This window comes from Variovorax sp. OAS795 (genome assembly GCF_040546685.1).
GTDB lineage: Bacteria > Pseudomonadota > Gammaproteobacteria > Burkholderiales > Burkholderiaceae_C > Variovorax.
In genome coordinates this window covers 4807719-4832833 of the sequence record NZ_JBEPOH010000001.1, presented here as the reverse complement: position 1 = coordinate 4832833, position 25115 = coordinate 4807719, and the positions used below count along the sequence as shown (strand labels likewise).

24 protein-coding genes are annotated in these 25115 nt (G+C 66.2%); 18 read left to right on the top strand and 6 right to left on the bottom strand.

Annotation, left to right across the window (positions count from 1 at the left end):
* Window positions 1–23: 23 nt before the first annotated feature.
* Together ABID97_RS23365 and ABID97_RS23360 are read left to right on the top strand one after the other, a co-directional pair.
* On the top strand, window positions 24–1205 hold the full coding sequence (locus ABID97_RS23365; RefSeq protein ID WP_354401096.1) for a PepSY-associated TM helix domain-containing protein: 1182 nt from the start codon (window positions 24–26) through the stop codon (window positions 1203–1205).
* Window positions 1202–1381, top strand: coding sequence for a hypothetical protein (locus ABID97_RS23360; RefSeq protein ID WP_354401094.1), 180 nt, complete (start codon window positions 1202–1204; stop codon window positions 1379–1381). The genes ABID97_RS23365 and ABID97_RS23360 overlap by 4 nt, the downstream gene beginning before the upstream one ends.
* 76 nt (window positions 1382–1457) lie before the next feature.
* Here ABID97_RS23360 and metK read toward each other — a convergent pair whose 3' ends face one another.
* Window positions 1458–2639, bottom strand: coding sequence for a methionine adenosyltransferase (gene metK, locus ABID97_RS23355; protein WP_354401092.1), 1182 nt, complete (start codon window positions 2637–2639; stop codon window positions 1458–1460).
* 218 nt (window positions 2640–2857) lie between these two features.
* Between metK and ABID97_RS23350 the strand changes: the two genes are divergently transcribed.
* Complete coding sequence (locus ABID97_RS23350) at window positions 2858–3754, top strand: lysophospholipid acyltransferase family protein (protein WP_354401090.1); 897 nt, start codon at window positions 2858–2860, stop codon at window positions 3752–3754.
* A complete protein-coding gene (locus tag ABID97_RS23345; protein ID WP_354401089.1) occupies window positions 3751–4635 on the top strand; it encodes an LpxL/LpxP family acyltransferase in 885 nt (294 codons plus the stop codon). The genes ABID97_RS23350 and ABID97_RS23345 overlap by 4 nt, the downstream gene beginning before the upstream one ends.
* Window positions 4636–4654: 19 nt before the next feature.
* Here the strand turns inward: ABID97_RS23345 and ABID97_RS23340 are convergent, their stop codons facing one another.
* Entirely contained in the window at window positions 4655–5566 is a 912-nt protein-coding gene (locus tag ABID97_RS23340; protein WP_354401087.1) for an alpha/beta fold hydrolase, read from the bottom strand.
* 78 nt (window positions 5567–5644) lie between these two features.
* Window positions 5645–6400, bottom strand: a complete 756-nt coding sequence (yihA, locus tag ABID97_RS23335) for a ribosome biogenesis GTP-binding protein YihA/YsxC (RefSeq protein WP_354401085.1) — start codon at window positions 6398–6400, stop codon at window positions 5645–5647.
* 70 nt (window positions 6401–6470) lie between these two features.
* Here yihA and ABID97_RS23330 point away from each other — a divergent pair, with 70 nt between their 5' ends.
* The 5 genes from ABID97_RS23330 to msrQ all read left to right on the top strand — a co-directional run bounded on the left by ABID97_RS23330 (window position 6471) and on the right by msrQ (window position 12561).
* A complete protein-coding gene (locus tag ABID97_RS23330; protein WP_354401083.1) occupies window positions 6471–7139 on the top strand; it encodes a c-type cytochrome in 669 nt (222 codons plus the stop codon).
* 123 nt (window positions 7140–7262) lie between these two features.
* Window positions 7263–9431 (top strand): cytochrome c biogenesis protein ResB, encoded by a 2169-nt coding sequence (locus ABID97_RS23325; protein ID WP_354401082.1) that lies wholly within the window; start codon window positions 7263–7265, stop codon window positions 9429–9431.
* On the top strand, window positions 9428–10744 hold the full coding sequence (ccsB, locus tag ABID97_RS23320; protein WP_354401081.1) for a c-type cytochrome biogenesis protein CcsB: 1317 nt from the start codon (window positions 9428–9430) through the stop codon (window positions 10742–10744). Before ABID97_RS23325 ends, ccsB begins: the two co-directional genes overlap by 4 nt.
* 118 nt (window positions 10745–10862) lie before the next feature.
* Window positions 10863–11873 carry a protein-methionine-sulfoxide reductase catalytic subunit MsrP gene (gene msrP, locus ABID97_RS23315; protein WP_354401080.1) on the top strand — a complete coding sequence of 337 codons (1011 nt, stop codon included), beginning with the start codon at window positions 10863–10865 and terminating at the stop codon, window positions 11871–11873.
* 28 nt (window positions 11874–11901) lie between these two features.
* Window positions 11902–12561 (top strand): protein-methionine-sulfoxide reductase heme-binding subunit MsrQ, encoded by a 660-nt coding sequence (gene msrQ, locus ABID97_RS23310; protein ID WP_354401078.1) that lies wholly within the window; start codon window positions 11902–11904, stop codon window positions 12559–12561.
* Between the two features lie 12 nt (window positions 12562–12573).
* On the opposite strand, the gene lysA is transcribed toward msrQ, so the two are convergent.
* Together lysA and lptM are read right to left on the bottom strand one after the other, a co-directional pair.
* On the bottom strand, window positions 12574–13857 hold the full coding sequence (gene lysA / locus ABID97_RS23305; protein WP_354401077.1) for a diaminopimelate decarboxylase: 1284 nt from the start codon (window positions 13855–13857) through the stop codon (window positions 12574–12576).
* Window positions 13854–14099 (bottom strand): LPS translocon maturation chaperone LptM, encoded by a 246-nt coding sequence (gene lptM / locus ABID97_RS23300; RefSeq protein WP_503012792.1) that lies wholly within the window; start codon window positions 14097–14099, stop codon window positions 13854–13856. The genes lysA and lptM overlap by 4 nt, the downstream gene beginning before the upstream one ends.
* A gap of 36 nt (window positions 14100–14135) precedes the next feature.
* On the opposite strand from lptM, the gene cyaY reads away from it, so the two are divergent.
* Complete coding sequence (gene cyaY / locus ABID97_RS23295) at window positions 14136–14471, top strand: iron donor protein CyaY (RefSeq protein WP_354401073.1); 336 nt, start codon at window positions 14136–14138, stop codon at window positions 14469–14471.
* 9 nt (window positions 14472–14480) lie between these two features.
* Here the strand turns inward: cyaY and ABID97_RS23290 are convergent, their stop codons facing one another.
* On the bottom strand, window positions 14481–16889 hold the full coding sequence (locus tag ABID97_RS23290; RefSeq protein WP_354401071.1) for a penicillin-binding protein 1A: 2409 nt from the start codon (window positions 16887–16889) through the stop codon (window positions 14481–14483).
* Window positions 16890–17126: 237 nt separating this feature from the next.
* On the opposite strand from ABID97_RS23290, the gene ABID97_RS23285 reads away from it, so the two are divergent.
* Genes ABID97_RS23285 through ABID97_RS23250 form a run of 8 tightly spaced genes read left to right on the top strand, consistent with a single transcriptional unit; the run spans window position 17127 to window position 25074 of the window.
* The gene (locus ABID97_RS23285; RefSeq protein WP_354401069.1) at window positions 17127–18206 is read left to right on the top strand and encodes a pilus assembly protein PilM; all 1080 of its coding nucleotides are present in this window, start codon (window positions 17127–17129) and stop codon (window positions 18204–18206) included.
* On the top strand, window positions 18203–18823 hold the full coding sequence (locus tag ABID97_RS23280; protein WP_354401068.1) for a PilN domain-containing protein: 621 nt from the start codon (window positions 18203–18205) through the stop codon (window positions 18821–18823). The genes ABID97_RS23285 and ABID97_RS23280 overlap by 4 nt, the downstream gene beginning before the upstream one ends.
* Window positions 18824–18829: 6 nt before the next feature.
* Window positions 18830–19510: a type IV pilus inner membrane component PilO gene (locus ABID97_RS23275; protein WP_354401067.1), complete on the top strand. Its 681-nt coding sequence runs from the start codon at window positions 18830–18832 to the stop codon at window positions 19508–19510.
* Window positions 19507–20052 carry a pilus assembly protein PilP gene (locus ABID97_RS23270; protein WP_354401066.1) on the top strand — a complete coding sequence of 182 codons (546 nt, stop codon included), beginning with the start codon at window positions 19507–19509 and terminating at the stop codon, window positions 20050–20052. Before ABID97_RS23275 ends, ABID97_RS23270 begins: the two co-directional genes overlap by 4 nt.
* Window positions 20049–22205 carry a type IV pilus secretin PilQ gene (locus tag ABID97_RS23265; protein WP_354401065.1) on the top strand — a complete coding sequence of 719 codons (2157 nt, stop codon included), beginning with the start codon at window positions 20049–20051 and terminating at the stop codon, window positions 22203–22205. The genes ABID97_RS23270 and ABID97_RS23265 overlap by 4 nt, the downstream gene beginning before the upstream one ends.
* A 23-nt stretch (window positions 22206–22228) precedes the next feature.
* Window positions 22229–22777: a shikimate kinase gene (locus ABID97_RS23260; protein WP_354401064.1), complete on the top strand. Its 549-nt coding sequence runs from the start codon at window positions 22229–22231 to the stop codon at window positions 22775–22777.
* Between the two features lie 32 nt (window positions 22778–22809).
* Window positions 22810–23922: a 3-dehydroquinate synthase gene (gene aroB / locus ABID97_RS23255; protein ID WP_354401063.1), complete on the top strand. Its 1113-nt coding sequence runs from the start codon at window positions 22810–22812 to the stop codon at window positions 23920–23922.
* A 21-nt stretch (window positions 23923–23943) separates the two neighbouring features.
* A complete protein-coding gene (locus tag ABID97_RS23250; protein ID WP_354401062.1) occupies window positions 23944–25074 on the top strand; it encodes a deoxyguanosinetriphosphate triphosphohydrolase in 1131 nt (376 codons plus the stop codon).
* Window positions 25075–25115 lie beyond the last annotated feature (41 nt).

Here is a 25115-nt window from a genome sequence, read left to right as displayed (position 1 = left end):
ACTTTCGACGAGGGCATCGACACATGAACAGCCGAAAGATCAAGGCCTGGGCCTGGGTGCACAAGTGGAGCAGCCTCGTGTGCACGGTGTTCATGCTGCTGTTGTGCATCACGGGATTGCCGCTGATCTTCCATCACGAGATCGGCCACCTGCTGGGCACCGAGGTGGAGGCGCCCAAGATGCCCGCGGACACCCCGCGTGTGAGCCTGGACCGCGTGCTGGAAACCGCGCGCGCCAAGCACCCCGACCGCGTGGTGCAGTTCGTCTCGCAGCCCGAGGACGACGACGGCCTCTGGCTCGTCACGCTCACGCCCACGCCCGAGCCCACCGAAGATTTCAAGTCCGTCGCCATCGATGCGCGCACCGGCGCGGTTCTCGCGCAGCCCAAGTTCGACGAGGGCTTCATGTACGTGATGTTCAAGCTGCACATCGACCTGTTCGCGGGGCTTGCGGGCAAGCTCTTCCTCGGCTTCATGGGCCTGCTGCTGCTGGTGGCCATCGCCTCGGGCGTGGTGCTCTATGCGCCGTTCATGCGCAAGCTCGATTTCGGCACCGTGCGGCGCGAGAAGCGGCCGCGCCTCAAGTGGCTCGACCTGCACAACCTGCTGGGCATCGTCACGCTGGTGTGGCTGTTCGTCGTGGGCTCCACCGGCATGATCAACACCTGGGCCGACCTGATCATCAAGTACTGGCAGTACGACCAGCTCAGCACGCTGCTCGCCCCCTACAAGAACGAACCGACCGTGCCCGTGGCCGAGCGTGCCTCGGTGCAGCGCTCGATGGAGGTTGCGCATCGGCAGGCGCCCGGCATGAAGCTGTCCTTCATCGCGTTTCCGGGCACATCGTTCTCGAGCCCGCACCACACGACCTTCTTCATGCGCGGCAACGAGCCCTTCACTTCGAAGCTGCTGCAGCCGGTGCTGGTCGATGCCAAGACCGCGCAGGTGACTGCCGCCCCGAAGATGCCGTGGTACCTGACGGCGCTGCTGGTCTCGCAGCCGCTGCACTTCGGCGACTATGCGGGCATGCCGATGCAGATCATCTGGGCGCTGCTCGACATCGCGACCATCATCGTCCTGGGCAGCGGGCTCTACCTGTGGCTCAAGCGCGGCCATGCCGTGCCGGCGCCCGCGGCCGCGTGCCGGACTCCGCAGCAAGGCGAGCAGCAGCCCGACCCATCGCCGGCCATGAAGGTGCAGGCATGAAGCACCGTCACGCCTTCCGGCGCATGTGGGGCTGGCCGATTGTGCTGGGCCTGCTGACCGCCATCGGCCTGGTTTCCGCGCTGTTCAGCGACGGCGGCGCGGGCGACGTGCTGGCCTGGTTCGCGCTCGGCCTGCCCGTGGCCGTGTGCGCCTGGTACGGCTGGCGCAGGAACTGAGAGGCGCCCGAAAATGCAAATGCCGGCGCGAGGCCGGCATCGGTTGCTCTTCACAAGGGGCAGGAAGCCCCCTGGTTCAAAGGCCCGCCGCGGCGCGCAGCGCGGCCGCTTGCGTGGTCGCTTCCCAGGTGAACTCGGGCTCTTCGCGGCCGAAGTGGCCGTAGGCGGCGGTCTTCTGGTAGATCGGGCGCAGCAGGTCCAGCATCTGGATGATGCCCTTCGGACGCAGGTCGAAGAACTCGCGCACGAGCTCGGCGAGCTTGTCGTCGGGAATCACGCCGGTGCCCTCGGTGTAGACCGTGATGTTCATCGGCTGGGCCACGCCGATGGCATAGGCCACCTGGATCTGGCACTGGCGCGCGAGGCCGGCGGCCACGATGTTCTTGGCCACGTAGCGCGCGGCGTAGGCGGCCGAGCGGTCGACCTTCGAGGGGTCCTTGCCCGAGAACGCGCCGCCGCCGTGCGGGCATGCGCCGCCGTAGGTGTCGACGATGATCTTGCGGCCGGTGAGCCCGCAGTCGCCCTGCGGGCCGCCGATGACGAAGCGTCCGGTCGGGTTGATCAGGTAGCGCGTGTTCTGCAGCCATTCCTTCGGCAGCACGGGCTTGATGATCTCCTCGATGATGGCTTCGTTGAACGAGGCCTTCATCTTGGTGGACGTCTCGCTCTGGTCGGGGCTGTGCTGCGTGGAGAGCACCACGGTGTCGATGCTGTGCGGCTTGCCGTCGACATAGCGCATCGTGACCTGGCTCTTGGCGTCCGGCCGCAGGAAGGGCAGGCGGCCGTCCTTGCGCAGCTGGGCCTGGCGCTCGACGAGGCGGTGCGCGTAGTAGATGGGCGCGGGCATCAGCTCTGGCGTTTCGTCGCAGGCGTAGCCGAACATCAGGCCCTGGTCGCCGGCGCCGGTGTTCAGGTGGTCGTCGCTCGCGTGGTCCACGCCCTGCGCGATGTCGTTGGACTGCTTGTCGTAGCAGACCATCACCGCGCAGCCCTTGTAGTCGATGCCGTAGTCGGTGTTGTCGTAGCCGATGCGCTTGATGGTGTCGCGCGCGACCTGGATGTAGTCGACGTGCGCGTTAGTGGTGATCTCGCCGGCAAGCACCACGAGGCCGGTGTTGGTCAGCGTCTCGGCGGCCACGCGGCTGCGCGGGTCCTGCTCGAAGATCGCGTCGAGGATGGCGTCCGAGATCTGGTCCGCGACCTTGTCGGGATGGCCTTCGGAAACGGATTCGGAAGTGAAGAGAAAGTCGTTCGCCATTTGTTCAATGCTCCTTGAGGTGATTTGGCGCGTTGCCAACTCCGCGGAGCCCTGGCGAACGCTTTAGCAGATGCCGATGAATCGGCGGGGCACAATCGCTCTTGCGCTTGTGTTTGTCGCCCTGCAAGTTGTTCCGTAACTCGGCGACAATTTGCATTCTATTCGAGCCGCGCCTTTTCGTGCGCGCGCGTCCTGGTATTCACACTCCCTGTCTGCCCATGGTCACCTTGTTCCGCCTGCTTGCCCGCGTACCGATGCCCCTGATGCATCGGCTCGGCGCGTTGCTGGGCTGGATCGTCTGGTGGTGCGCGCCGGACTACCGCCGGCGCTTCAAGGCCAATGCCGAGAGCGCCGGCGTCACCCCCGACCAATACCGCCCCGCCATTGCGGCCGCCGGCCAGATGGCGGCCGAGCTGCCGTGGCTGTGGCTGCGCCCGCAGGGCGAGAGCGTGCTGAGGCGCGTGGTGCGATGGGAAGGCGTGGAGGCCTTCGAGGCCGCCATGCAGGCGAAGAAGGGCGTGATCCTGGTCGCGCCGCACCTGGGCAGCTGGGAGATGTGCGGCCAGGCCATCGGTGAACGCTTTCTCGACGCCTACGGACCGATCACGGCGCTGTTCCGTCCCGCGCGCAAGAAGTGGATGGCCGAGCTGATCGCTGCGGGTTCGCGCGACCGGCCCGGGCTGCAAACCCTTCCGACCAACAACACCGGCGTGCGCGGCCTGATCCGCACGCTGCGGGGTGGCGGCTACACCGGCATCCTGCCCGACCAGGTGCCGCCCCTGGGGCAGGGCGTGTGGGCCCCGTTCCTGGGCCGGCCCGCCTACACCATGACGCTGCTGCCGCGCCTCGCGCAGCAGACCGGTGCCGCCTGTTTCCTGAGCGTGTGCGAGAGGCTGCCGCAAGGCGCCGGCTACGTGGTCCGCTTCGAGCCCATCGTGGGCACGCCGCTCACCGATCCGGCCGCGCCCATCGAGGCCGCGGCCGCGGCCATGAACGACGCCATCGGCCGGCTGATCCGCAGCCTGCCGGGGCAGTACGTGTGGGACTACGCGCGCTACAAGGAGCCCCGCGGCGAAACCGTCGCAGCCACCGCCAGCGGAGAGCAGGCGCGATGAGTTTCGGATCCCGCCTCGGCATCGGCTTCATGCGCGCGATTGCGCCGCTGCCCCTCCCGTTGATCCGCGGCTTCGGCGCGGTGCTGGGCCGTGTGCTCCACACCGTCGCCGTGCCGCGCCGCCGCGTGGTGGATACCAACCTGGCGGTGTGCTTTCCGGACAAATCGGAAGCCGAACGCCGCCGCATCGCGCGCGAGACCTTCGTCTTTGTGGCGCAGTCGTGGCTCGATCGCAGCTGGCTCTGGCATGCGCCCGAAAAGGTGGTGGCCAGCCGACTCAAGGTGGTGGGCGCGGCCCGGGAGATCGATGAGATCGCCAATGGCGACGAGCCGATGATCCTCTTCGCGCCGCACTTCTACGGCCTCGATGCCGCAGCCACGGCATTGACCATGCACACGCCGCGGCCCTCGGCCACCATCTACACCACCCAGCGCGATCCCATGGTCGACGAATGGATTCGCGAAGGCCGCACGCGCTTCGGCAACGTGGCCGCGCTCAATCGCGTCGACGGCATCAAGCCGGTGCTCGGAGGCCTGCGCAAGGGCGGCCTCCTGTACCTGCTGCCCGACATGGACTTCGGCCGCGACCAGACCATCTTCGTGCCGTTCTACGGCGTGCAGGCCGCGACCGTGCCCTCGCTCTCGCGCTTTGCGCGGCTGGGCAAGGCCAAGGTGGTGCCGGTGGTCTCGAAGCTCACGCCCGAGGGCTACCAGATTCAGGTGCTGCCGGCGTGGCAAAACTTCCCGACGGACGACGTCGAAGCCGATACGGCGCTCATGAACCAGCGGCTGCAGGGCTACATCGACACCATGCCGTCGCAGTACTACTGGGTGCACCGCCGCTTCAAGACGCGGCCCGAAGGTGAAGCGCCCATCTATTGACGGGGGCGAGGCGGACGCCTCAGTTGCGCTGCAGGAAGCGCTCGATCTCGCGCGCGACCAGTTGCGGCTGCTCGTGCACGATCCAGTGGGTGGCCCCGGGCACTTTTTTGATCTCGAGATCCGGCACGTACGCGTCGAGGCCCTCGAGCAGGCCCGGCAGCAGCGCGGCGTCGTCGAGTGCCCAGAAGACGAAGGTCGGCACGTTCACGGTGAGCCGTTCGTGCGGCAGCACCGGAATGCCGTCGATGCCTTGGCCGGGCAGCGGCGGTTTCATCGGCGTCACGCGGTAGAGATTGCAGGCGCCCGTGAGGCCGGCACTCCACACCTCGCGGTACTGCTGCTTCACTTCTTCGGTCAGCCATCCGAAGCCTTCGGGCCCTGCCTTCATCAAAGTGAAGAAGGGCCACATGCGCTTGAAGTCGTCGGCCGCGAGCAGGGCTTCGGCATCGGGCCTCGCGAGAAAGTTCATGTACGCGCTGGCTTGCTGCTGCGCCGGGTTGTTGCGCAGTTCGCGCGTGAAGGTGCCCGGGTGCGGTGAATTGATGATGACCAGCCGGCCGACCTGCTCCGGAAAAGCATTGGCATAGCCCCACCCGAAGGCGCCGCCCCAGTCGTGCGCGACCAGCACGGCCATGCTGCCGTCCTTGCTTTCGGTGGCCACCAGCTGCTGGACGTCCTGGATCATCAGGTGGGCCTTGTACGCCGCCACCTCCGTCGGGGCGCTCGATTTCTCGAAGCCACGCAGGTTGGGCGCGAGGCAGCGGTAGCCGCCATGCGCGGGATCGGCAAAGTATTCGAGCAGCTCGTCCCAGATGAACGCGGCCTCCGGAAAACCATGCAGGAACACCATCAGCGGCCGGCCGGGCGTGCCGGCGGCGCGGCAGCTCAGCGTGGTGCCGTTGGGCAGGCTGCGCTGGAACGTTTCGATCATGCTTTGTCTCCTTCGACTTCCGTTGCTATTGTTTTAATAGTGAACCACGCAGATGAAACGCTGGCGAGCCGGTTTTCCCTAGGTGTCTTCCGGCGCCGGCGGTTCCACCGCTTCGGCGTCAGTCTCCGCGGGTGCTTTTCCGGGGGGATGCGCCCAGCGCCACAGCAGCTCGGCGGCTTCCCCCACGCCCTGCTTCTTGAGGGCGGAAAACAGTTTGACCTCGCCGCCGCCGGCTTGCAGTCGCGTAATGGACAGCACCTTGGCGCCTTCGCTGCGCGTGAGCTTGTCCGACTTGGTCAGGAGGATGAGGAACTTGAGCCCCTGCTGCACGCGGGGGCGGATCACGTCGAGCAGGATCTCGTCCAGCTCGGTGAGGCCGTGGCGCGGGTCGCACATCAGCACCACGCCGCGCAGGTTTTCGCGGGTCATCAGGTAGTTGCCCATGACGCGCTGCCAGCGCAGCTTGGCTTCCCTCGGCACCGCGGCATAGCCGTAGCCGGGAAGGTCGGCCAGCACGGCGTCGTCGGCCTTCTGCTTTCCGACGCCGAACAGGTTGATGTGCTGGGTGCGGCCGGGCGTCTTGGAGGCGAAAGCCAGCCGCGTCTGCTGGGTGAGCGTGTTGATCGCGGTCGACTTGCCGGCATTCGAGCGGCCGACGAAGGCGATTTCGGGCAGCTCCAGCGCGGGCAAATGCTCCAGCTGCGGGGCACTGGTGAGGAAGTGGGCGGTGTGCAGCCAGCCGAGCGCAATGCGCTCGCGCTCGGCGACGAGAGGGTCCACGGCAGGGGTCGCGCGGGAAGGGGGAGCAGCGTGCTTGCGCGACGGGGAGGTCATCAATGAGCTTTCGGAACGGGCTGCCATTGTAGAATCGCGGGGTTTTGCGCCAATAAATCGAGCCCCCGATATGAAGTTGTTTGCCAATTTTCTGCTTGCAGCCCTCATGGGCGTCGCAGCCAGCGCGAGCCTTGCGGCCGACGATCACGCCGCCGCACCGGCTGCCGCACCCGCGGCGGCCAAGCCGGCCAAGCCCGATCCCGCCAAGGGCGACGCGGTGTACAACGCAGCCGCCCAGGCCTGCGCTTCCTGCCACAACGCGGACGGCAACTCGGCCATTGCGGCAAACCCGAAACTGGCGCAGCAGCACCCCGAATACATCCTCAAGCAGCTGCAGGAATTCAAGTCCGGCAAGCGCAAGAGCGCGATCATGCAACCCATGGCCGCCAAGCTGTCCGACGAGGACATGCGCAACATCGCCTGGTTCGTGGGCACCAAGAAGATCAAGACCGGCTTCTCCAAGGAGAAGGACCTGGTGGCCCTGGGCGAAAAGATCTACCGCGGCGGCATTGCCGACCGACAGGTCCCGGCCTGCGCCGGCTGCCACAGCCCCAACGGCGCCGGCATGCCCGCGCAATACCCGCGCCTGGGCGGCCAGCACGCCGAGTACACCGCGGCACAGCTTGTTGCCTTCCGGGACAACGTGCGCCAGAACAGCGCGCCCATGACCGGCGTTGCGGCCAAGCTCAACGACCGCGAAATCAAGGCTGTCGCGGATTACATCGCCGGCCTGCGCTGAAGCGCCCGCGCACGCCCCGCGGCGTGAACTAACCGCCGATAAAAAACCCAAACAAAGGGCGGGCCGATCCAGCTGGATGGCCCGCCCTTTGCTTTTCCACTCATTCCTTCTTCCCGTCTGCCGATGTCTGTCTCCACCCATGGCCTTCGCGTTCATCGCGGCCCGCAAGCGCTTCGCGCCGGGGTGGAGCTGTTTTCGTCGATGCGGTTCGCGATTGCGCTGCTCACCATCATCTGCATCGCATCGATCATCGGCACCGTGCTCAAGCAGCACGAGTCGATCAACAACTACGTCAACCAGTTCGGCCCGTTCTGGGCCGAGCTGTTCCGCGCGGCCAAGCTGGATTCGGTCTACAGCGCCTGGTGGTTCCTGCTGATCCTGCTGTTCCTGGTGATCAGCACGTCGCTTTGTATCGCGCGCAACACGCCGCGGATCTTCGTGGACCTGAAGACCTTCAAGGAAGGCATTCGCGCCCAGAGCCTCAAGGCCTTCGGCCAGCGCGCCGAGACCCGGCTCCACGAAGCGCCCGCCGCCGCCGCCAACCGCATCGGCCAGTTGCTGGTGAGTGGCGGCTGGAAGGTCAAGCTGCAGCAGCGCGAAGCCGCGAACGGCCATGCCGAGGCGGGCTGGATGGTGGCCGCTCGCGCCGGTGGCGCCCACAAGCTCGGCTACATCGCGGCGCACAGCGCCATCGTGCTGGTGTGCATCGGCGGCCTGCTCGACGGCGACCTGGTGGTGCGCGCCCAGACATGGTTCAACGGCAAGAGCGTGTTCACCGGCGGCGGCATGATCGCCGACGTGCCGGCCCAGCACCGGCTGTCGCCGCGTAACCCGACCTTCCGCGGCAACATCCTGGTGCCCGAAGGCGCGCAGGGCAGCGTGGCCATCCTGCAGCAATCCGACGGCGTGCTGCTGCAGGAACTGCCGTTCTCCATCGAGCTCAAGAAATTCATCGTTGACTACTACTCGACCGGCATGCCCAAGCTGTTTGCGAGCGAGGTGGTGCTGCATGACCGAGAGACCGGCGCGCAGGTTCCGGCGCGCATCGAGGTCAACCACCCGGCCAGCTACAAGGGCGTGGAAATCTACCAGTCGAGCTTCGACGACGGTGGCTCCAAGGTAAAGCTCAAGGCGGTGCCAATGGCCGCCGCGGCCAAGCCCTTCGACGTCGAGGGCGTCATCGGCGGGCCGAGCACCGAGATCACCAACGGCAAGGAAAAGCTCACGCTCGAATACGCGGCGCTGCGGGTGATCAACGTCGAGAACTTTGCCGATGGCGGCGCCATGGGCAGCGGCGCCGACGTGCGCAAGGTCGACCTGCGCCACGACATCGAGTCGCGCCTGGGTGCCGCCAACAAGACCAGCAAGCCGAAGGTGCTGCGCAACATCGGCCCGAGCATCGGCTACAAGCTGCGCGATGCCGCGGGCCAGGCGCGCGAGTACCAGAACTACATGGTGCCCGTCGACACGGGAGACGGCCAGCCGGTGTTCCTGCTCGGCATGCGCGAGAAGCCCGAGGAGCCGTTCCGCTACCTGCGCGTACCGGCCGACGACCAGGGCTCCATGGACAGCTTCGTGCGCATGCGCACCGCGCTGGCCGACGCCGATACCCGCAACCGCGCCGTCGAGCGCTACATCGCCAAGGCGGTGGACCCAAAGCGGCCCGAGATGGCCGAGCAGTTGCGTGTCTCGGCGGCGCGCGCGCTGGCATTGTTTGCCGGCAGCGAACGCGCCAAGGCCGATGCCGCCACCAAGGGCGGCTGGCAGGCCATTGCGGAATTCATGGAGGCCAACGTGCCCGAAGCCGAGCGTGAACGTGCCGGCGCGGTGCTGGTGCGCATCCTCAACGACGTGCTGTTCGAGGTGCTCAACCTGAGCCGCGAAGGCGCCGGCCTGGCGGCACTGCCGAGCGACCAGGCTTCGCAGGCTTTCCTGACCCAGGCGGTGCTGGCGATCAGCGACGCCTACTTCTACCCGGCGCCGGTCGCGATGATGATGACCGATTTCACCCAGGTGCAGGCCAGCGTGTTCCAGGTGGCGCGAGCGCCCGGCAAGAACGTGGTCTACCTGGGCTGCCTGTTGCTGATCATCGGTATTTTTGCCATGCTGTACGTGCGCGAGCGCCGGCTGTGGGTGTGGCTTGCACCCGGCGGCGCAAGCGCCGGAGACAACACCACCGCCGCCACGATGGCGTTCTCGGTCAACCGCAAGACCATGGACAGCGATCGCGAGTTCGAGCACCTCAAGCACAAGCTGCTTGCGCTCCAGAAAGAAGGACAGGCCACGCCATGAACACCACCACCCTCACGCTCCACGAAAGCTGGTTTTCGCGCCGCAATCTTTTCGACTGGGTGTTTGCGGCCCTGGTGCTCGCGGGCGGGCTCTTCGCCTTCACCCGGTACGCCAGCTCGATGGACTACTACGAGAAGCCCATCCTTGCCGCGGCCATGGTCGCCATCGTCGCCATCTGCTGGTTCTGGCGTCCGCTGCGGGTGCTGGCCCTCGTCGTGGCGGCGGCCTCGCTGCTGGCCATTGCGTCCTACCAGGGAGACCTGGCGCGCGCCGACACGGTGTTCTGGCTCAAGTACTTCCTGTCGAGCCAGTCGGCCATTCTCTGGATGAGCGTGCTGTTCTTCATGAGCACGCTGTTCTACTGGTTCGGATTCTTCGGCGGCAAGCAGGGCGATACCTTCGACCTGATCGGCTCCCGCCTCGCCTGGGCCGCCGTCGCCATGGCGCTGATCGGCACCATGGTGCGCTGGTACGAGAGCCACCTGCTGGGGCCGGACATCGGCCACATTCCCGTCAGCAACCTGTACGAAGTGTTCGTGCTGTTCTGCTGGCTCACGACGGCTTTCTACCTGTACTTCGAATCGCGCTATGGCACGCGCACGCTCGGCGCCTTCGTCATGCTGGTGGTGAGCGCGGCGGTCGGCTTTTTGCTCTGGTACACGCTGGTGCGCAATGCGCACGAGATCCAGCCGCTGGTGCCCGCGCTGCAGAGTTGGTGGATGAAGCTGCACGTGCCGGCCAACTTCATCGGCTACGGCACGTTCGCCCTTGCTGCCATGGTGGCGTTCGCCTACCTCATCAAGGAACAGGCACAGGAGACGCGCTGGTACAAGCTCGCGCCGATCTGGCTCCTGGGCGTGGCGCTGTGTTTCGTGCCCGTGGCATTCCGCCAGCGCGTGCAGGAGGCTGGCGGCAGCTACTGGGTCATCTATGCGGGCATCTCGGCGCTCATCGCCGCGGGCATCCTGCTCGGGCGCCGGCGCATCGCCGCCAGGCTGCCGGCGAACGAGGTGCTCGACGACGTGATGTACAAGTCGATCACCGTCGGCTTCGCGTTCTTCACCATCGCCACCGTGCTCGGCGCCCTGTGGGCGGCCGATGCCTGGGGCGGCTATTGGAGCTGGGACCCGAAGGAGACCTGGGCCCTGATCGTCTGGCTGAACTACGCGGCCTGGCTGCACATGCGGCTGGTCAAGGGCCTGCGCGGCACGGTGGCCGCATGGTGGGCGCTGGGCGGCCTGGCCGTGACCACCTTCGCGTTCCTGGGCGTGAACATGTTCCTGAGCGGACTGCACAGCTATGGCACCTTGTAAGGCGGGCGGGCGGCTTTTTCGCAAGAATTGAAACCATGCGCTGCCATTGCGCGTAACCGAAGCAGGGGATTCCACGAACTACCCTCCGCCACAACGATTCACGCGAAAGGCCACCAACATGTCGTTCCATTCCCGCCCAGACGGTCGCAGCAGCGGTTTCATTCATCCGTTCTCCAGCGAGATCACGCCGCGCGCGGTCTACGAAGGCCGGCGCGACCTGCTGAAGCTGATGGCCGGCGGCGCCGCGGGCGCCGCGCTCGCGAGCTTTGCCGGGCGCGAGGCCTTTGCCCAGGCGACAGGCCCCCACAAGCTTGCGCTGCTTCCGGGCGCCAAGTCCACGGTGCCGGGCGCGCAGACGATGGAAAAGCTCACCGAGTACAAGGACGCGACGAGCTACAACAACTTCTACGAGTTCGGCACCGACAAGGGCGACCCGGTCAAGAATGCGGGCACGCTCAAGACCCGGCCGTGGACGGTGGAGGTCGAGGGCCTGGTCAAGAAGCCCGGCAAATACGGCATCGAGGACCTGCTGAAGCTCAGCGCGCAGGAAGAACGCATCTACCGCCTGCGATGCGTCGAAGGCTGGTCCATGGTCATTCCGTGGGTGGGCTACTCGCTGGCCGAGCTCATCAAGAAGGTCGAGCCCCAGGGCAACGCCAAGTACGTGGAATTCCTGACGCTGGCCGATCCCAAGACCATGCCGTTCGTAGGTTCGCGCGTGCTGGATTGGCCCTACACCGAGGGCCTGCGCATGGACGAAGCCATGCATCCGCTCACGATGCTGGCTTTCGGCATGTACGGGGAAGTGCTGCCCAACCAGAACGGCGCGCCGGTGCGCCTCGTGGTGCCCTGGAAATACGGCTTCAAGTCGGCCAAGTCGATCGTCAAGATCCGCTTCGTCGAAAAAGAACCGAGCACGGCCTGGAACAAGGCCGCGGCGCAGGAATACGGCTTCTACTCGAACGTCAACCCCAACGTCGACCATCCGCGCTGGAGCCAGGCAACCGAACGCCGCATCGGCGACGGCGGCGGGCTGTTCGCCAAGCGCAACAAGACGCTGATGTTCAACGGCTATGAAGCCCAGGTCGGCCAGCTCTATGCGGGCATGGACCTCAAGAAGAACTACTGAGCGGGCACGCCGCCTACCGGCCCTTGCCATGAACAAGCTGCTCATGCACCCGGCGGCCAAGCCGGTCATTTTCCTGCTGTGCCTGCTGCCGTTCGCGCGGCTCACCTACGGTGCGTTCACCGACGGGCTGGGCGCGAACCCGGCCGAGTTCCTGATCCGCGCCACCGGCGACTGGACCCTGCGCTTCATCTGCATCGTGCTGGCCGTGACGCCGCTGCGCGTGATCACCAAGGCCAATGCGCTGGCGCGCTTTCGGCGCATGCTGGGGCTGTTCGCGTACTTCTACGTGGTGCTGCACCTGCTGTGCTACAGCTGGTTCGACATGGGCTTCGAGTGGGCCGACATCGCCAAGGACATTGCCAAGCGGCCGTTCATCCTGGTGGGGTTCTCGGCCTTCGTGCTGCTGACGCCGCTGGCCGCCACCTCGTTCAACCGGGCCATCAAGGCGATGGGCGCCAGGCGCTGGCAGATGCTGCACAAGCTGGTCTACCTGATCTCCGGTCTCGGCTTGCTGCACTTCTTCTGGATGCGCGCGGGCAAGAACAACTTTGCCGAGGTGTTCGTCTATGCCGCGATCATCGCGGTGCTGCTCGGCTGGCGCGTGTGGAACCATGCGAGCAAGCGCAAGCCGAAGGCGCCCGCAGGCGTGCGCGGCAACAGCGAGAAGCCGCTGCGCAGCGCCGGCTGACCGGCGCGCGCTTCAGCCTTCGACCTGCTCGCTGCGCAGCTGGTCTTCCATCGTCTCGCGGCGGCGGATCAGCGTGGCGCTTTGGCCGCTCACCAGCACCTCGGCCGCACGGCCGCGCGTGTTGTAGTTGCTGGCCATGCTCATGCAATAGGCACCCGCGGACAGCACGGCCAGCAGGTCGCCGGCGACCACGTTGAGCGCGCGGTCGCGGCCGATCCAGTCGCCGCTCTCGCAGACCGGCCCGACCACGTCGTAGGTGGTTGCACCGCCGGCGCGGATCCGCAGCGGCACGATCTTCTGGAAGGCCTGGTACATCGCGGGACGCGGCAGGTCGTTCATGGCCGCATCGACGATGCAGAAATTCTTGTCCTCGCCGGGCTTGGTGTAGAGCACCTCGGTCACGCAAACGCCCGCGTTGCCGACCAGCGAGCGTCCGGGTTCGATCACCAGCTTGCGCTGGCCGAAGCCGCGCGCATCGAGCCGCGCGAGCAACTGCTGCCAGAGCGCATCGGCCTTGGGCGGCACTTCGCCGTTGTAGTCGATGCCCAGGCCGCCGCCGAAGTCCAGATGGTGGATGGGCACGCCGGCCGCCTCGATGGCCTCGACCAGGTCGAGTATCCGGTCGCAAGCGTCCAGGTACGGCGAAGCCTCGGTGATCTGCGAGCCGATGTGGCAGTCGATGCCGACCACCTCGAGCCCCGGCAGCCTGGCCGCATGGCGATAAGCCTCGACCGCGCGGTCGTGGGCGATGCCGAACTTGTTGCCCTTGAGCCCGGTGGAAATGTAGGGGTGCGTCTTGGGATCGACGTTGGGATTGATGCGGATGCTGATCGGCGCGCGGGCGCCCTCGGCCAGTGCCACTTCGTTGAGCACGTCGAGCTCGGCCTCGCTCTCGACGTTGAAGCACGCGATGCCGGCCGCCAGGGCCTGCCGCATTTCGCCGCGACTCTTGCCGACCCCGGAGAAGATGATCTTCGACGGGTCGGCACCGACCGCCAGCACGCGCGCCAATTCGCCACCGGAAACGATGTCGAAGCCGCAGCCCGCCTCTGCGAACACGCGCAGCACGCCCAGCGACGAATTCGCCTTCATGGCATAGCAGATCAGGGCATCGCGGCCCTCGAAGCCGCGCTGGTAGGCCGCCAACGCGTCCAGCATCCATTGCTTCGAATAGACGAACAGCGGTGTGCCGTGTTCGCGCGCCAGCGCATCCAGGCTCACGCCTTCGACGTGCAGCGCGTCGTCGCGTTGCACCACATGCGGATGGCCGGGCAGGGGAGAGGCGTTTGTCGTCACTTGGGTGCCCTGCTGCCGGTGGCCGGCGCCGGTTCGCTGCTGGCCGCAGCGGGCTTGGGCGCCGCCTCGGCCTCGGAGGTGTCGCGCGGCCCGCCCGGCGTGATCAACTGCGGCAAGGTGGCCCGGTGGGCGGCCGCCGGATCGGTTGGCAGGTAGAGCGGCCCACGCTGCCCGCAGGCAGCCAAACCGCCCGCCGAGGCAGCGAGGCAGACCATGAGCGCAGCGCGGCGCGGGGCGCTCACTAGAATTTGACGAACATTCAACATAGCGAAATTGTAATGACCGACTCCGAATACATGGACCGCGCCGAAGCCGCACTCGCTGCCATCGAGCGCGGCTGCGACCGCATCAACGACGCGACCGACGCCGATATCGACAACCAGCGCGTGGGCGGGATGATCACGATTTCATTCAAGAACGGCAGTCAGTTGATCGTGAATCTGCAAAAGCCCCTGCAGGAGATCTGGCTCGCCGCGCGCTCGGGTGGCTATCACTACCGGCACGACGGCAAGGCCTGGGTCGACACCAAGACGGGCGAAGAATTCTTCGGCAATCTGTCGCGCGAAGCGACTTTGCAGGCGGGGCAGCCGCTGGAGTTCGCGGCCGCCGATTGATCCGCGACTTCAGTTCCTGAACAGATCGAGGATGCGATTGCGTTCTTCCGGCGGTGGCGGCGGGCTCACCGGAACGCCGCTCAGCGACTCCGCGGGCGGGGTCGCCGCGCTCTCCACGCCCAGGCTGGCGACGCCGCGGCCTGGCGCGTAGTCGTCGTAGTACCACTCGCCGCCCACACTGACGATGCCTTGCGGCGGCGTGGCAGACAGTTCGGTCACGGGCACGCCCTTGATGGCGGTTTCCATGTAGTTGATCCAGATCGGCAGGCTCAGGCCGCCGCCAGTTTCGCGGTCGCCCAGGTTGCGCGGCGTGTCGTAGCCGATCCACGAGATGGCCGTCATCGTCGGCTGGAAGCCTGCGAACCACGCATCGAGCGAGTCGTTGGTGGTGCCGGTCTTGCCGTACAGGTCGGTGCGCTTGAGCATGGCTTGCGCCTTGGCGGCGGTGCCGGCGCGCGTCACGGACTGCAGCAGCGTGTCCATGATGAAAGCGTTGCGCTGGGGAATGGCGCGGATCGTCTCGTTGAGCAGCGGCGGCTGCTTGTCGACCAGCACCTTGTCCTTGTGGTCGGTGATGCGGGTCACGAGATACGGATTGACGCGGTAGCCGCCATTGGCGAACACCGAATACCCCACGGCCATCTGCATCGGCGTGACCGATCCGGCGCCCAGTGCCATGGGCAGGTAGGCGGGATGCTTTTCCTTGTCGAAGCCGAAATTGGTGATCCAGTCTTGCGCATAACGCGTTCCGATCGATTGCAGGATGCGGATCGAAACCAGGTTTTTGGATTTCATCAGTGCGGTGCGCATCGACATCGGGCCGTCGTAGCCGCCGCCATAGTTCTTGGGTTCCCAGGGCTGCCCGCCGGTGGTGCCGGCATCGAAGAAGAGCGGGCCGTCGTTGATGACGGTGGACGGCGTGAAGCCCTTCTCGAGCGCGGCCGAGTAGATGAAGGGCTTGAAGCTCGAGCCCGGCTGGCGCCACGCCTGCGTGACGTGGTTGAACTTGTTCTTGCCGAAGTCGAACCCGCCCACCAGCGCCTTGATTGCGCCATCCCTCGGGTCCATGGCGACGAAAGCGCCTTCCACCTCGGGCAGCTGGGTGATCTCCCAGGTGTTCTTGGGCGTCTTGACGACGCGGATCACGGCGCCGCGGCGAATCTTGATGTTGGGCGGCGCCTTGTCGGAGAGGCCCGACTGCGCGGGCTTGAGGCCTTCGCCGGTGATCTGCACGGGATCCCCGTTGCCGCGCACGGCGGAGATTTCCTTCGCATTGGCCTTGAGCACCACGGCGGCCATCACGTCGCCGTTGTCGGGGTGGTCGGTCAGCGCGTCGTCGACCGCTTCGTCCAGGTCCTTCGGGTCGCTGGGCAGGTCGACGAACTTCTCGGGCCCGCGATAGATCTGGCGCCGCTCGTAGTCCATGATGCCCTTGCGCAGCGCCTTGTAGGCGGCGGCCTGGTCGGCGGCCACCAGGGAGGTGTAGACCTTGAGGCCCCGGGTGTAGGTGCTGTCGCCATACTGCGCATACATCAGCTGGCGCACGGTTTCTGCCACGTACTCGGCATGCAGCCGGTTCGGGTCGGCCGCGTCGCGCAGGTGGAGTTCTTCCTTCTTGGCTTCGGCCGCCTGCTCGGCGGTGATGAAGCCGGCCTCCTGCATGCGGTCGATCACATAGAACTGGCGACCGCGTGCGCGCTGCGGATTGTTGACCGGGTTGTTCGCGCCAGGTGCCTTCGGCAGCCCTGCGAGCATGGCCGCCTGCGCAATGGAGAGTTCCTGCAGGGGCTTGCCGAAATAGGCCTCCGAAGCGGCCGCGAAGCCGTAGGCGCGGTTGCCCAGGTAGATTTGGTTCAGGTAGATCTCGAAGATCTGGTCCTTGGTGAGCAGGTGCTCCAGCTTGAAGGTGAGCAGCACCTCGTAGATCTTGCGGGTCAGCGTCTTTTCCGAACTCAGGTAGACGTTGCGGGCCACCTGCATCGTGATGGTCGATGCACCCTGGCTCTTCACGCGGTTCATGTTGGCAAGGCCTGCGCGCACCATGCCCTTGTAGTCGACCCCGCCGTGGTCGTAAAAGCGCGTGTCTTCCGCAGCCAACACAGCGTCCTTCATGAGCTTGGGGATCGCCGCGATCGGGGTTAGATTGCGGCGCTCTTCGCCGAATTCTCCGATCAGGACGCCCTCGGCGGAGAACACGCGCAGGGGCAGCTTGGGACGGTAGTCCGACAGCTCCGAGATGTCCGGCAAGTTGGGGTAGGCAACGGCGAGGGCAACCGCGATCACGCACAGGACCGCCAGAACGCTGGCTGCGGCAATCCCGAACCCCCAGACCAGGAAGCGCAGCAGCCATTTCAGCCAGGCTGGTCGTGCGGGTGGGGGAGTCTTGGCTGGCCCTTTGGGGCGTGTAGTTTCTTGCATGTGGGCCCGGAGAGTCACCGCACATTATAAAAAGCCGGCACTTCCCGGGGCCGGAACTTAGGCGCATCGTTGCGGGCTAAACCAAAAGTTACTGAATGTGGCTTCAACGTCTGGTTTTGACAACGTTCCGGGTATTCGCCGACCCGGGGTACTTGGATGCCGCTACGCGTACTGCTAGCATGCAACCGAACGCACTTTTTTCCATTGGTTACAAATGCAGGGGTAAAGGGACCTAACTTGGCTGCTTTCGGATCATTGTTTCGCCGTCAGAACGCTCCCATGCTCGGTCTGGACGTCAGTTCGTCCAGCGTCAAGCTGGTCGAGCTCGGCCGTGAAGCCAGCGGCAAGCTGGTTCTGGAGCGCTGCGCGATCGAACCCCTGGAACGGGGCTGGATCACCGACGGCAACGTCGAGAAGTTCGACGAAGTGGCCGAAGCCGTGCGCCGCGTGGTGCGCAAGAGCGGTACCCGCACGCGCAATGTCGCCCTGGCGCTGCCTCCCTCGGCCGTCATCACCAAGAAGATCATTCTTCCTGGCGGCATGAGCGAGCAGGAACTCGAAATCCAGGTCGAGTCCGAAGCCAACCAGTACATCCCGTTCTCGCTCGACGAGGTCAGCCTCGATTTCTGCGTGACCGGGCAGAGCACCGCGTCCGCCGGCGACGTCGAAGTGCTGATTGCCGCGTCTCGCAAGGAGAAGGTCCAGGACCGCGAAGGGCTGGCCGAAGCGGCCGGCCTGAAGGCGGTGATCCTCGACGTCGAGTCCTATGCTTCCCGCCTTGCCACCGCTCGCCTGATCGAGCAACTTCCGGGCAAGGGCGTCGATGCCGTCGTCGCGCTTTTCGAGGTGGGTGCTTTCACCACCAGCATGCAGGTGCTGCGCAACCAGGAAGTGCTGTACGACCGCGACCAGGCCTTCGGCGGTGCCCAGCTGACCCAGTTGATCGTGCGCCAGTACGGTTTCTCCGCCGAAGAGGCCGAAGCCAAGAAGCGGAGCGGCGACCTGCCCGACGACTACGGCTCGAGCGTTCTCCGGCCTTTCGTGGAAAGCATCGCGCAGGAAATTGCCCGCGCATTGCAGTTCTTCTTCACCAGCACGCCCCACAACCGTGTCGACTACGTGCTGCTTGCAGGCGGCTCGGCTTCGCTGCCCAGCCTCACCAGCGCCGTGACGCGCCAGACTTCTTTCGCCTGTTCGCTCGTGAACCCGTTCGACGGCATGGAGCTGGGTGCGAACATCCGCGAGAAGAAAGTCCGGCGTGAGGCGCCTTCCTATCTGACCTCCTGCGGTCTGGCCATGCGGAGGTTCATGCAGTGATTCTCATCAACCTGCTTCCGCATCGCGAAGCCGCACGCAAGCGGCGGCGCGAGGCCTTCTACGGCACCCTGGGCGGTGCCGCGGTGCTCGGCGTCCTGATCGCCGGCCTGGCCTTTCTCTGGTTCGAGGCGCAGATCTCGGCCCAGCAAGCCAAGAACACCTTCCTCAAGACCGAGATCACCAAGCTCGACGCCGAAATCAAGGAAATTTCCACGCTGCAGGATGAAATCGCAGCGCTGCGCGCACGCCAGCAGGCGGTCGAAGACCTGCAGGGCGACCGCAACCTGCCGGTGCACCTGCTCAACGAACTGGTCCGGCAGCTGCCCGACGGTGTCTATCTGACCAGCATGAAGCAGGACAACCAGACGGTCACGCTGCAGGGCATGGCGCAGTCCAACGAGCGCGTGTCGGAGCTGCTGCGCAACCTGGGCAACAACAGCCCATGGCTGGTCAAGCCCGAACTGGTCGAGATCACTTCCGCGACAGTGAGCCTGAGCCAGCGCGACCAGCGCCGGGTGGCGAACTTCACGATGCGCATCGGCCTGAAGCGGCCGACCGACGCGCAGAAGGCCGCGGCCGACAAGGCGCTGGCCGCAGCGGCGCAGGTCAAGGGGTAACGGATCATGGCAAGCAATCGCCCCTCTCAAAAAATGGATGTCGGCGCCGCACTGCGCGGTTTCGGCGACCAGTTCCGCAACCTGAATCCCAACGACCCGGCCAGCTGGCCGGCCGTGCCGCGCTATGCCCTGTGCCTGGCGTTGACCGCCCTGGTGCTGGCGGGATTGTGGTTCGTGTGGCTGACCAATTCGAACGACGAGCTCGAGAGCGAGCGCGCGAAAGAAGTTACGCTGCGCACCGACTACCAGAAGAAGGTGGCGCTCGCCGCCAACCTCGATCTGCTGAAGAAGCAGCGCGAGCAGGTGCAGCAGTACGTGACGCTGCTCGAAAAGCAACTCCCCAGCAAGGCTGAAATGGACGCGCTGCTGTCCGACATCAACCAGGCCGGCCTCGGCCGCAGCCTGCAGTTCGAGCTGTTCCGCCCCGGTCAGGTTTCGGTGAAGGACTACTACGCCGAGCTGCCGATCGCCGTGCGCGTGACCGGCCGGTACCACGACATCGGCTCCTTTGCGGCCGACGTCGCGAGCCTGTCGCGCATCGTGACGCTGAACAATCTCACGATCGTTCCCCAGAAAGACAAGGACGGCACCCTGACGATGGATGCGACGGCACGCACCTACCGCTACCTCGACGACGAAGAGCGGGCGGCCCAGAAGCGCGCTGCGGCGCCAAAGGCCAAGAAATGAGGACGACCGCCAAACTCCTGTGGCTGGCCGTGGCCGCCCTCGGCCTGAGCGCCTGTGCCGATTCGGAGCAGGAAGACCTGCGCCGCTGGATGGTCGAGCAACGCGCACAGGTGAAGCCCAATGTGCCGCCGATCACCGAGCCCAAGAAATTCACGCCGCAGGCCTACACCGAAGGCGCGGCTTTCGAGCCGTTCAACCTGCTCAAGCTGACCCAGGCGCTGCGCCGGGATTCGAACCAGCCCAGCACGTCGGAGCTGATCGCGCCTGAACTGGTGCGCCGCAAGGAGGCGCTGGAAGCTTTCCCGCTCGACACCATGGCCATGGTGGGCAGCATGAACCGTAACGGCCAGCCGGTGGCGCTGGTGCGGGTCGACAAGCTGCTCTACAAGGTGCGTGTCGGCGAGTACCTGGGGCTCAACTACGGGCGCATCACCCGTATCAACGAAACCGAAGTCGCCTTGCGTGAAATCGTGCAAGACGCCGCCGGTGAATGGATCGAACGCGTGGCGACATTGCAGCTGCAAGAGAGTGCGAAGAAATGAATCACAAAAAATCTACGATGGCACAGCGGCTGCGAGCTGCCGGGCTGGGTCTCCTGGCATTCGGCGCACTCGCGATTGCCCATGCGCAAAACGCCATCGAAGCGGTGACCAGTTCGACCCAATCCGGCGCCGAGGTGATCCGCATCGACCTGGCGCAGCCGCTCGCGGCGGTGCCGACCGGCTTCGCGGTGCAGACGCCGGCGCGCATCGCGCTTGATTTCCCAGGCGTGACCAACGCGATCGGCCGCTCCGCCATCGAGGTGAACCAGGGCAACCTGCGTTCCGTCAACGTGGTCCAGGCCGGCGACCGCAGCCGCGTGGTGCTGAATCTCAAGCAGGCGACCGCCTACAAGGCCGAGATCCAGGGCAAGTCGCTGCTGGTGATCCTCGAACCCGTGGCCGGCACGGCCCTGGCTTCGTCCACGCCCACCGTCTTTGCGGAAAACCGCAATCGCGACACCCTGCCGCTGCGCGACGTGGACTTCCGCATGGGGTCGGACAACACCGGCCGAGTGATCGTCGACCTGCCGAACAACCAGGTCGGCGTCGATGTGCGCCAGCAGGGCAAGAACCTCGTCGTGGAGTTCACCAAGTCGACCCTGCCGGAAGGCCTGCGCCGCCGCCTCGACGTGGCCGACTTCAACACGCCGGTCCAGCTCATCACCTCGCAGCAGTCGGGCGACCGCGTGCGCATGACGATCGAGGCCAAGGGCGACTGGGAGCACAGCGCCTACCAGAGCGAAAACCAGTTCGTGGTCGAAGTCCGCGCCCGCAAGGTGGACCCGGCCAAGCTGACGCAGGGCGTGGGCTACAACGGCGAGAAGCTCTCCCTGAACTTCCAGAACATCGAGATCCGTTCGCTGCTGCAGGTGATCGCCGACTTCACGAACTTCAACATCGTGACCTCCGATTCCGTCACCGGCGCGCTGACGCTCCGCCTGAAGGACGTGCCGTGGGACCAGGCGCTCGACATCATCATGCAGGCCAAGAACCTGGGCATGCGCAAGAACGGCAGCGTGCTGTGGATCGCGCCCAAGGATGAAATCAACGCCAAGGAAAAGCTCGAGTTCGAGGCCAAGGCCACGATCGAGAACTTGGAGCCGGTGCGCACCCAGTCGTTCCAGCTCAACTACACCAAGGCCATCGCGATTGCCCAGGGCCTGACCGGCACCGGCGCTTCGTCGGGCGGCGGCGGCGGCTCCGGCACCACCACGCGCATCCTGAGCCCGCGCGGCAGCGTGATTGCGGAATCGCGCACCAACCAGCTGTTCGTGTCGGACATTCCGTCGCGCCTGGCCCAGGTGGCCGAACTGATCCAGAAGCTGGACATCCCGGTGCGCCAGGTGCTCATCGAAGCGCGGATCGTGGAAGCGTCGGACACCTTCGGCAAGTCGCTCGGCGTGCGCCTGGGCGGCGGCATCGCCGGCGAGCGCTTTGCCTCGTCGTCGGGCAACCGGGCCTTCGGCAACATCGGGATGATGCCCGTCGTGAGCGCGGGTACCAATGCCACCGGCGGCGCAAGCACCGCCACCACCACCTGGACCAACTCCAACTTCATCAACCTGCCCGCAGGCGATGCCGGCGGCACGGGCAACGCGGCCGGCGCCTTCGCGATCTCGCTGTTCAATTCCAGCTTCTCGCGCATGCTGAACCTCGAGATCTCGGCACTGGAAGCCGACGGCAAGGGCAAGCTGGTGTCCAGCCCCCGCGTCATCACGGCCGACCAGACCAAGGCGCTGATCGAGCAGGGCGAAGAAATTCCCTACCAGCAGGCCACGTCCAGCGGCGCCACCTCGATCTCGTTCCGCAAGGCGGTGCTGAAGCTCGAAGTCACGCCGCAGATCACGCCCGAAGGCAACATCATCCTCACGCTCGACGTGAGCAAGGATGCCCGCGGCGTCAATACTTCGGCCGGCCCGGCCATCAACACCAAGCACGTGCAGACCGAAGTGCTGGTCGAGAACGGCGGCACGGTCGTCATCGGTGGTATCTTCGAACTCACCGAAACCAATGACGAATCGCGCGTGCCGGTGCTGGGTGAAGTGCCCTACCTGGGTGCACTGTTCCGCAAGCGCGAACGCGTTGCCAACAAGACCGAAATGCTCGTCTTTATCACTCCGAAGATGATTACCGACCGCAACGCCGCGCGCTGACGCGCAGGCGTAGCAGCCACCGCGTGGCGGTCGCACTCGTCGGGTTGCCCGGCGCCGGCAAATCTGCAGTAGGCCGGCGCCTGGGTGCGCGCCTGGACCTTCCATTCGTCGATACCGACCATGTCGTCGAGCAGCGCATCGGCTGCTCGATCCGCGACTACTTCGACCGCGAAGGCGAAACGGCCTTTCGCGACCTCGAGCAGACCGTGATTGCCGGTCTTGCGTCCCAGGCCCACGGCGTGCTGGCGACGGGCGGCGGAGCGGTGCTGCGGGAGGCCAATCGCAGGCAGCTGCGGGACCACTTCCACGTGATCTACCTGCGCTCCTCGCCCGAAGACCTGTTCCGGCGCCTGCGCCATGACGTCAAGCGGCCGCTGCTGCAGGTGGCCGATCCGCTGGGACGGTTGCGCGAACTGCATGACGCGCGCGATCCGCTCTACCGCGAAACGGCCCACGACGTGGTCGACACCGGCCGCCCGTCGATCGCCATGCTGGTGAACATCATCGTGATGCAGCTCGAGCTGGCCGGCATCGTCGCGCCGGGATCCCGGCCCGAAGAACCCACGGCCTGAACCGGCCGGGCCGCAGCGCCTAAACTCGCTGCATGTCATTGCCCGCATCTTCCGCACCCCCCGAACGCGTCGATATCCAGCTCGGCGAACGCAGCTACCCGATCCTCATCGGGGCCGGCCTGCTGGACGATCCCGGGAGTTTTGCCGCGGTGCTCCCGGCCGCCACCGCGCTGGTCGTGAGCAACACCACGGTGGCGCCGCTCTACGCCAAGGCCTTGCACGCCGCGCTGGCCGGCCGGTTCCGTACCGTGCACCTGCTCGAACTGCCCGATGGCGAAGTGCACAAGAACCTGCAGACCCTGAACCTGATCTTCGACGCGCTGCTCGGACACGGCAGCGACCGCAAGACCGTGCTGTTTGCGCTGGGCGGCGGCGTGGTGGGCGACATGACCGGCTTTGCCGCCGCGAGCTACATGCGCGGCGTGCCGTTCGTGCAGGTGCCGACCACGCTGCTGGCGCAGGTCGATTCCTCCGTCGGCGGCAAGACCGCCATCAATCACGCGCTCGGCAAGAACATGATCGGCGCGTTCTACCAACCGCAGCTCGTGGTGTGCGACCTGCGCACGCTGCAGACGCTGCCGCCGCGGGAACTGAGCGCCGGGCTGGCCGAGGTCATCAAGTACGGGCCCATCTACGACATGGCGTTCTTCGATTGGATCGAGGCGAATGTCGACGCGCTGGTGGCGCGCGATCCGGCCGCGCTGGCCCACGCGGTCAAGCGCAGCTGCGAGATCAAGGCCCTCGTCGTCGGCGAGGACGAACGCGAAACCGGCCTGCGCGCGATCCTCAATTTCGGCCACACCTTCGGCCACGCGATCGAGTCGGGCCTGGGCTACGGCGAATGGCTGCATGGCGAAGCGGTCGGCTGCGGCATGGTCATGGCGGCGCACCTGTCGCAGCGGCTCGGCGGTGTCGATGCCGCGTTCGTCGAACGGCTCACCCGGCTCATCGGGCGCGCCGGCCTGCCCACCGTCGGCCCCGCGCTGGGCGCCGAGCGCTACCTCGAACTGATGCGGGTCGACAAGAAATCCGAAGCCGGCGAGATCCGCTTCGTGGTGATCGACAAGCCGGGCTCGGCCGCGGTCAGCGCCGCGCCCGATGCGCTCGTGCGCGAAGTGCTCGCGCAGTGCTGCCGCGCGGAGTGAGTCCCGCGCCAAGGTGCACCGATGAATCTTGCGGCCTACGCCTGCCACCCTGCGCAGTCGCGCGGAAGGCGCCATGCCGAGCCGCCGGCGCCCACGCGCGATGCGTTCCAGCGCGACCGCGACCGCATCGTGCATTCCACGGCATTCCGGCGGCTGGTCTACAAGACCCAGGTGTTCCTGAACCATGAAGGCGACCTGTTCCGCACGCGGCTCACGCATTCGCTCGAGGTGGCGCAGCTGGGCAGATCGATCGCGCGGGCCTTGCGGATCAACGAAGACCTGGTCGAGGCCATTGCCCTCGCGCACGACCTGGGCCATACGCCCTTCGGCCATGCGGGACAGGATTCGCTGAATGCCTGCATGGAAGGCCATGGCGGCTTCGAGCACAACCTTCAAAGCCTGCGCGTGGTCGATGCCCTCGAACTGCGCTATCCGCAGTACGACGGCCTGAATCTCAGCTTCGAGACCCGCGAGGGCATCCTCAAGCACTGCTCGCGCGCCAACGCGGAACGCCTGGAGGCCGCCGAACCCGGCGGCGTGGCCCGGCGCTTCCTGGACCGCACCCAGCCGGGGCTCGAAGCGCAGCTTTGCAACCTGGCCGACGCCATCGCCTACAACGCGCACGACATCGACGACGGCGTGCGCTCGGGGCTGATCACCGTCGAGCAGCTCGGCGAGGTTCCTCTCTTCGAGCGCTACCGCCGCGAGGCGCTGGCCGAACATCCCCACCTGGAAGGGCGGCGCGTGCTCTACGAGACGATCCGCCGCATGCTCAGTGCCCAGGTCTACGACGTGATCGACGCCACCCGTGCGGCCATCGAAGCGGCGGGACCCGCCGATGCGAAGGGTGTGCGGCACGCCGCGCCGCTGGTCGCGTTCAGCGACGCCATGCAGGCGCAGTCCAGCGAGCTCAAGGGCTTCCTGTTCCGCAACCTCTACCGCCATCCGCAGGTCGCGCAGACAACCGAGCAGGCGCAGCAGGTGGTGCGGGAGCTGTTCGAGGCCTACCTCGAGCGCCCCGGGGAGATGCCGGTCGCCTATGCCGAGCGGCGCGACCGGTACCGTTCCGTGGCCGACTACATCGCCGGCATGACAGACCGCTTTGCCATGCGCGAGCACGAACGGCTGACCGGCCGGCGGGGCATCGCATGAGCGCCGGCCGTTCCGAAGGCGCAGCCCGCCAGGGCGAGGGC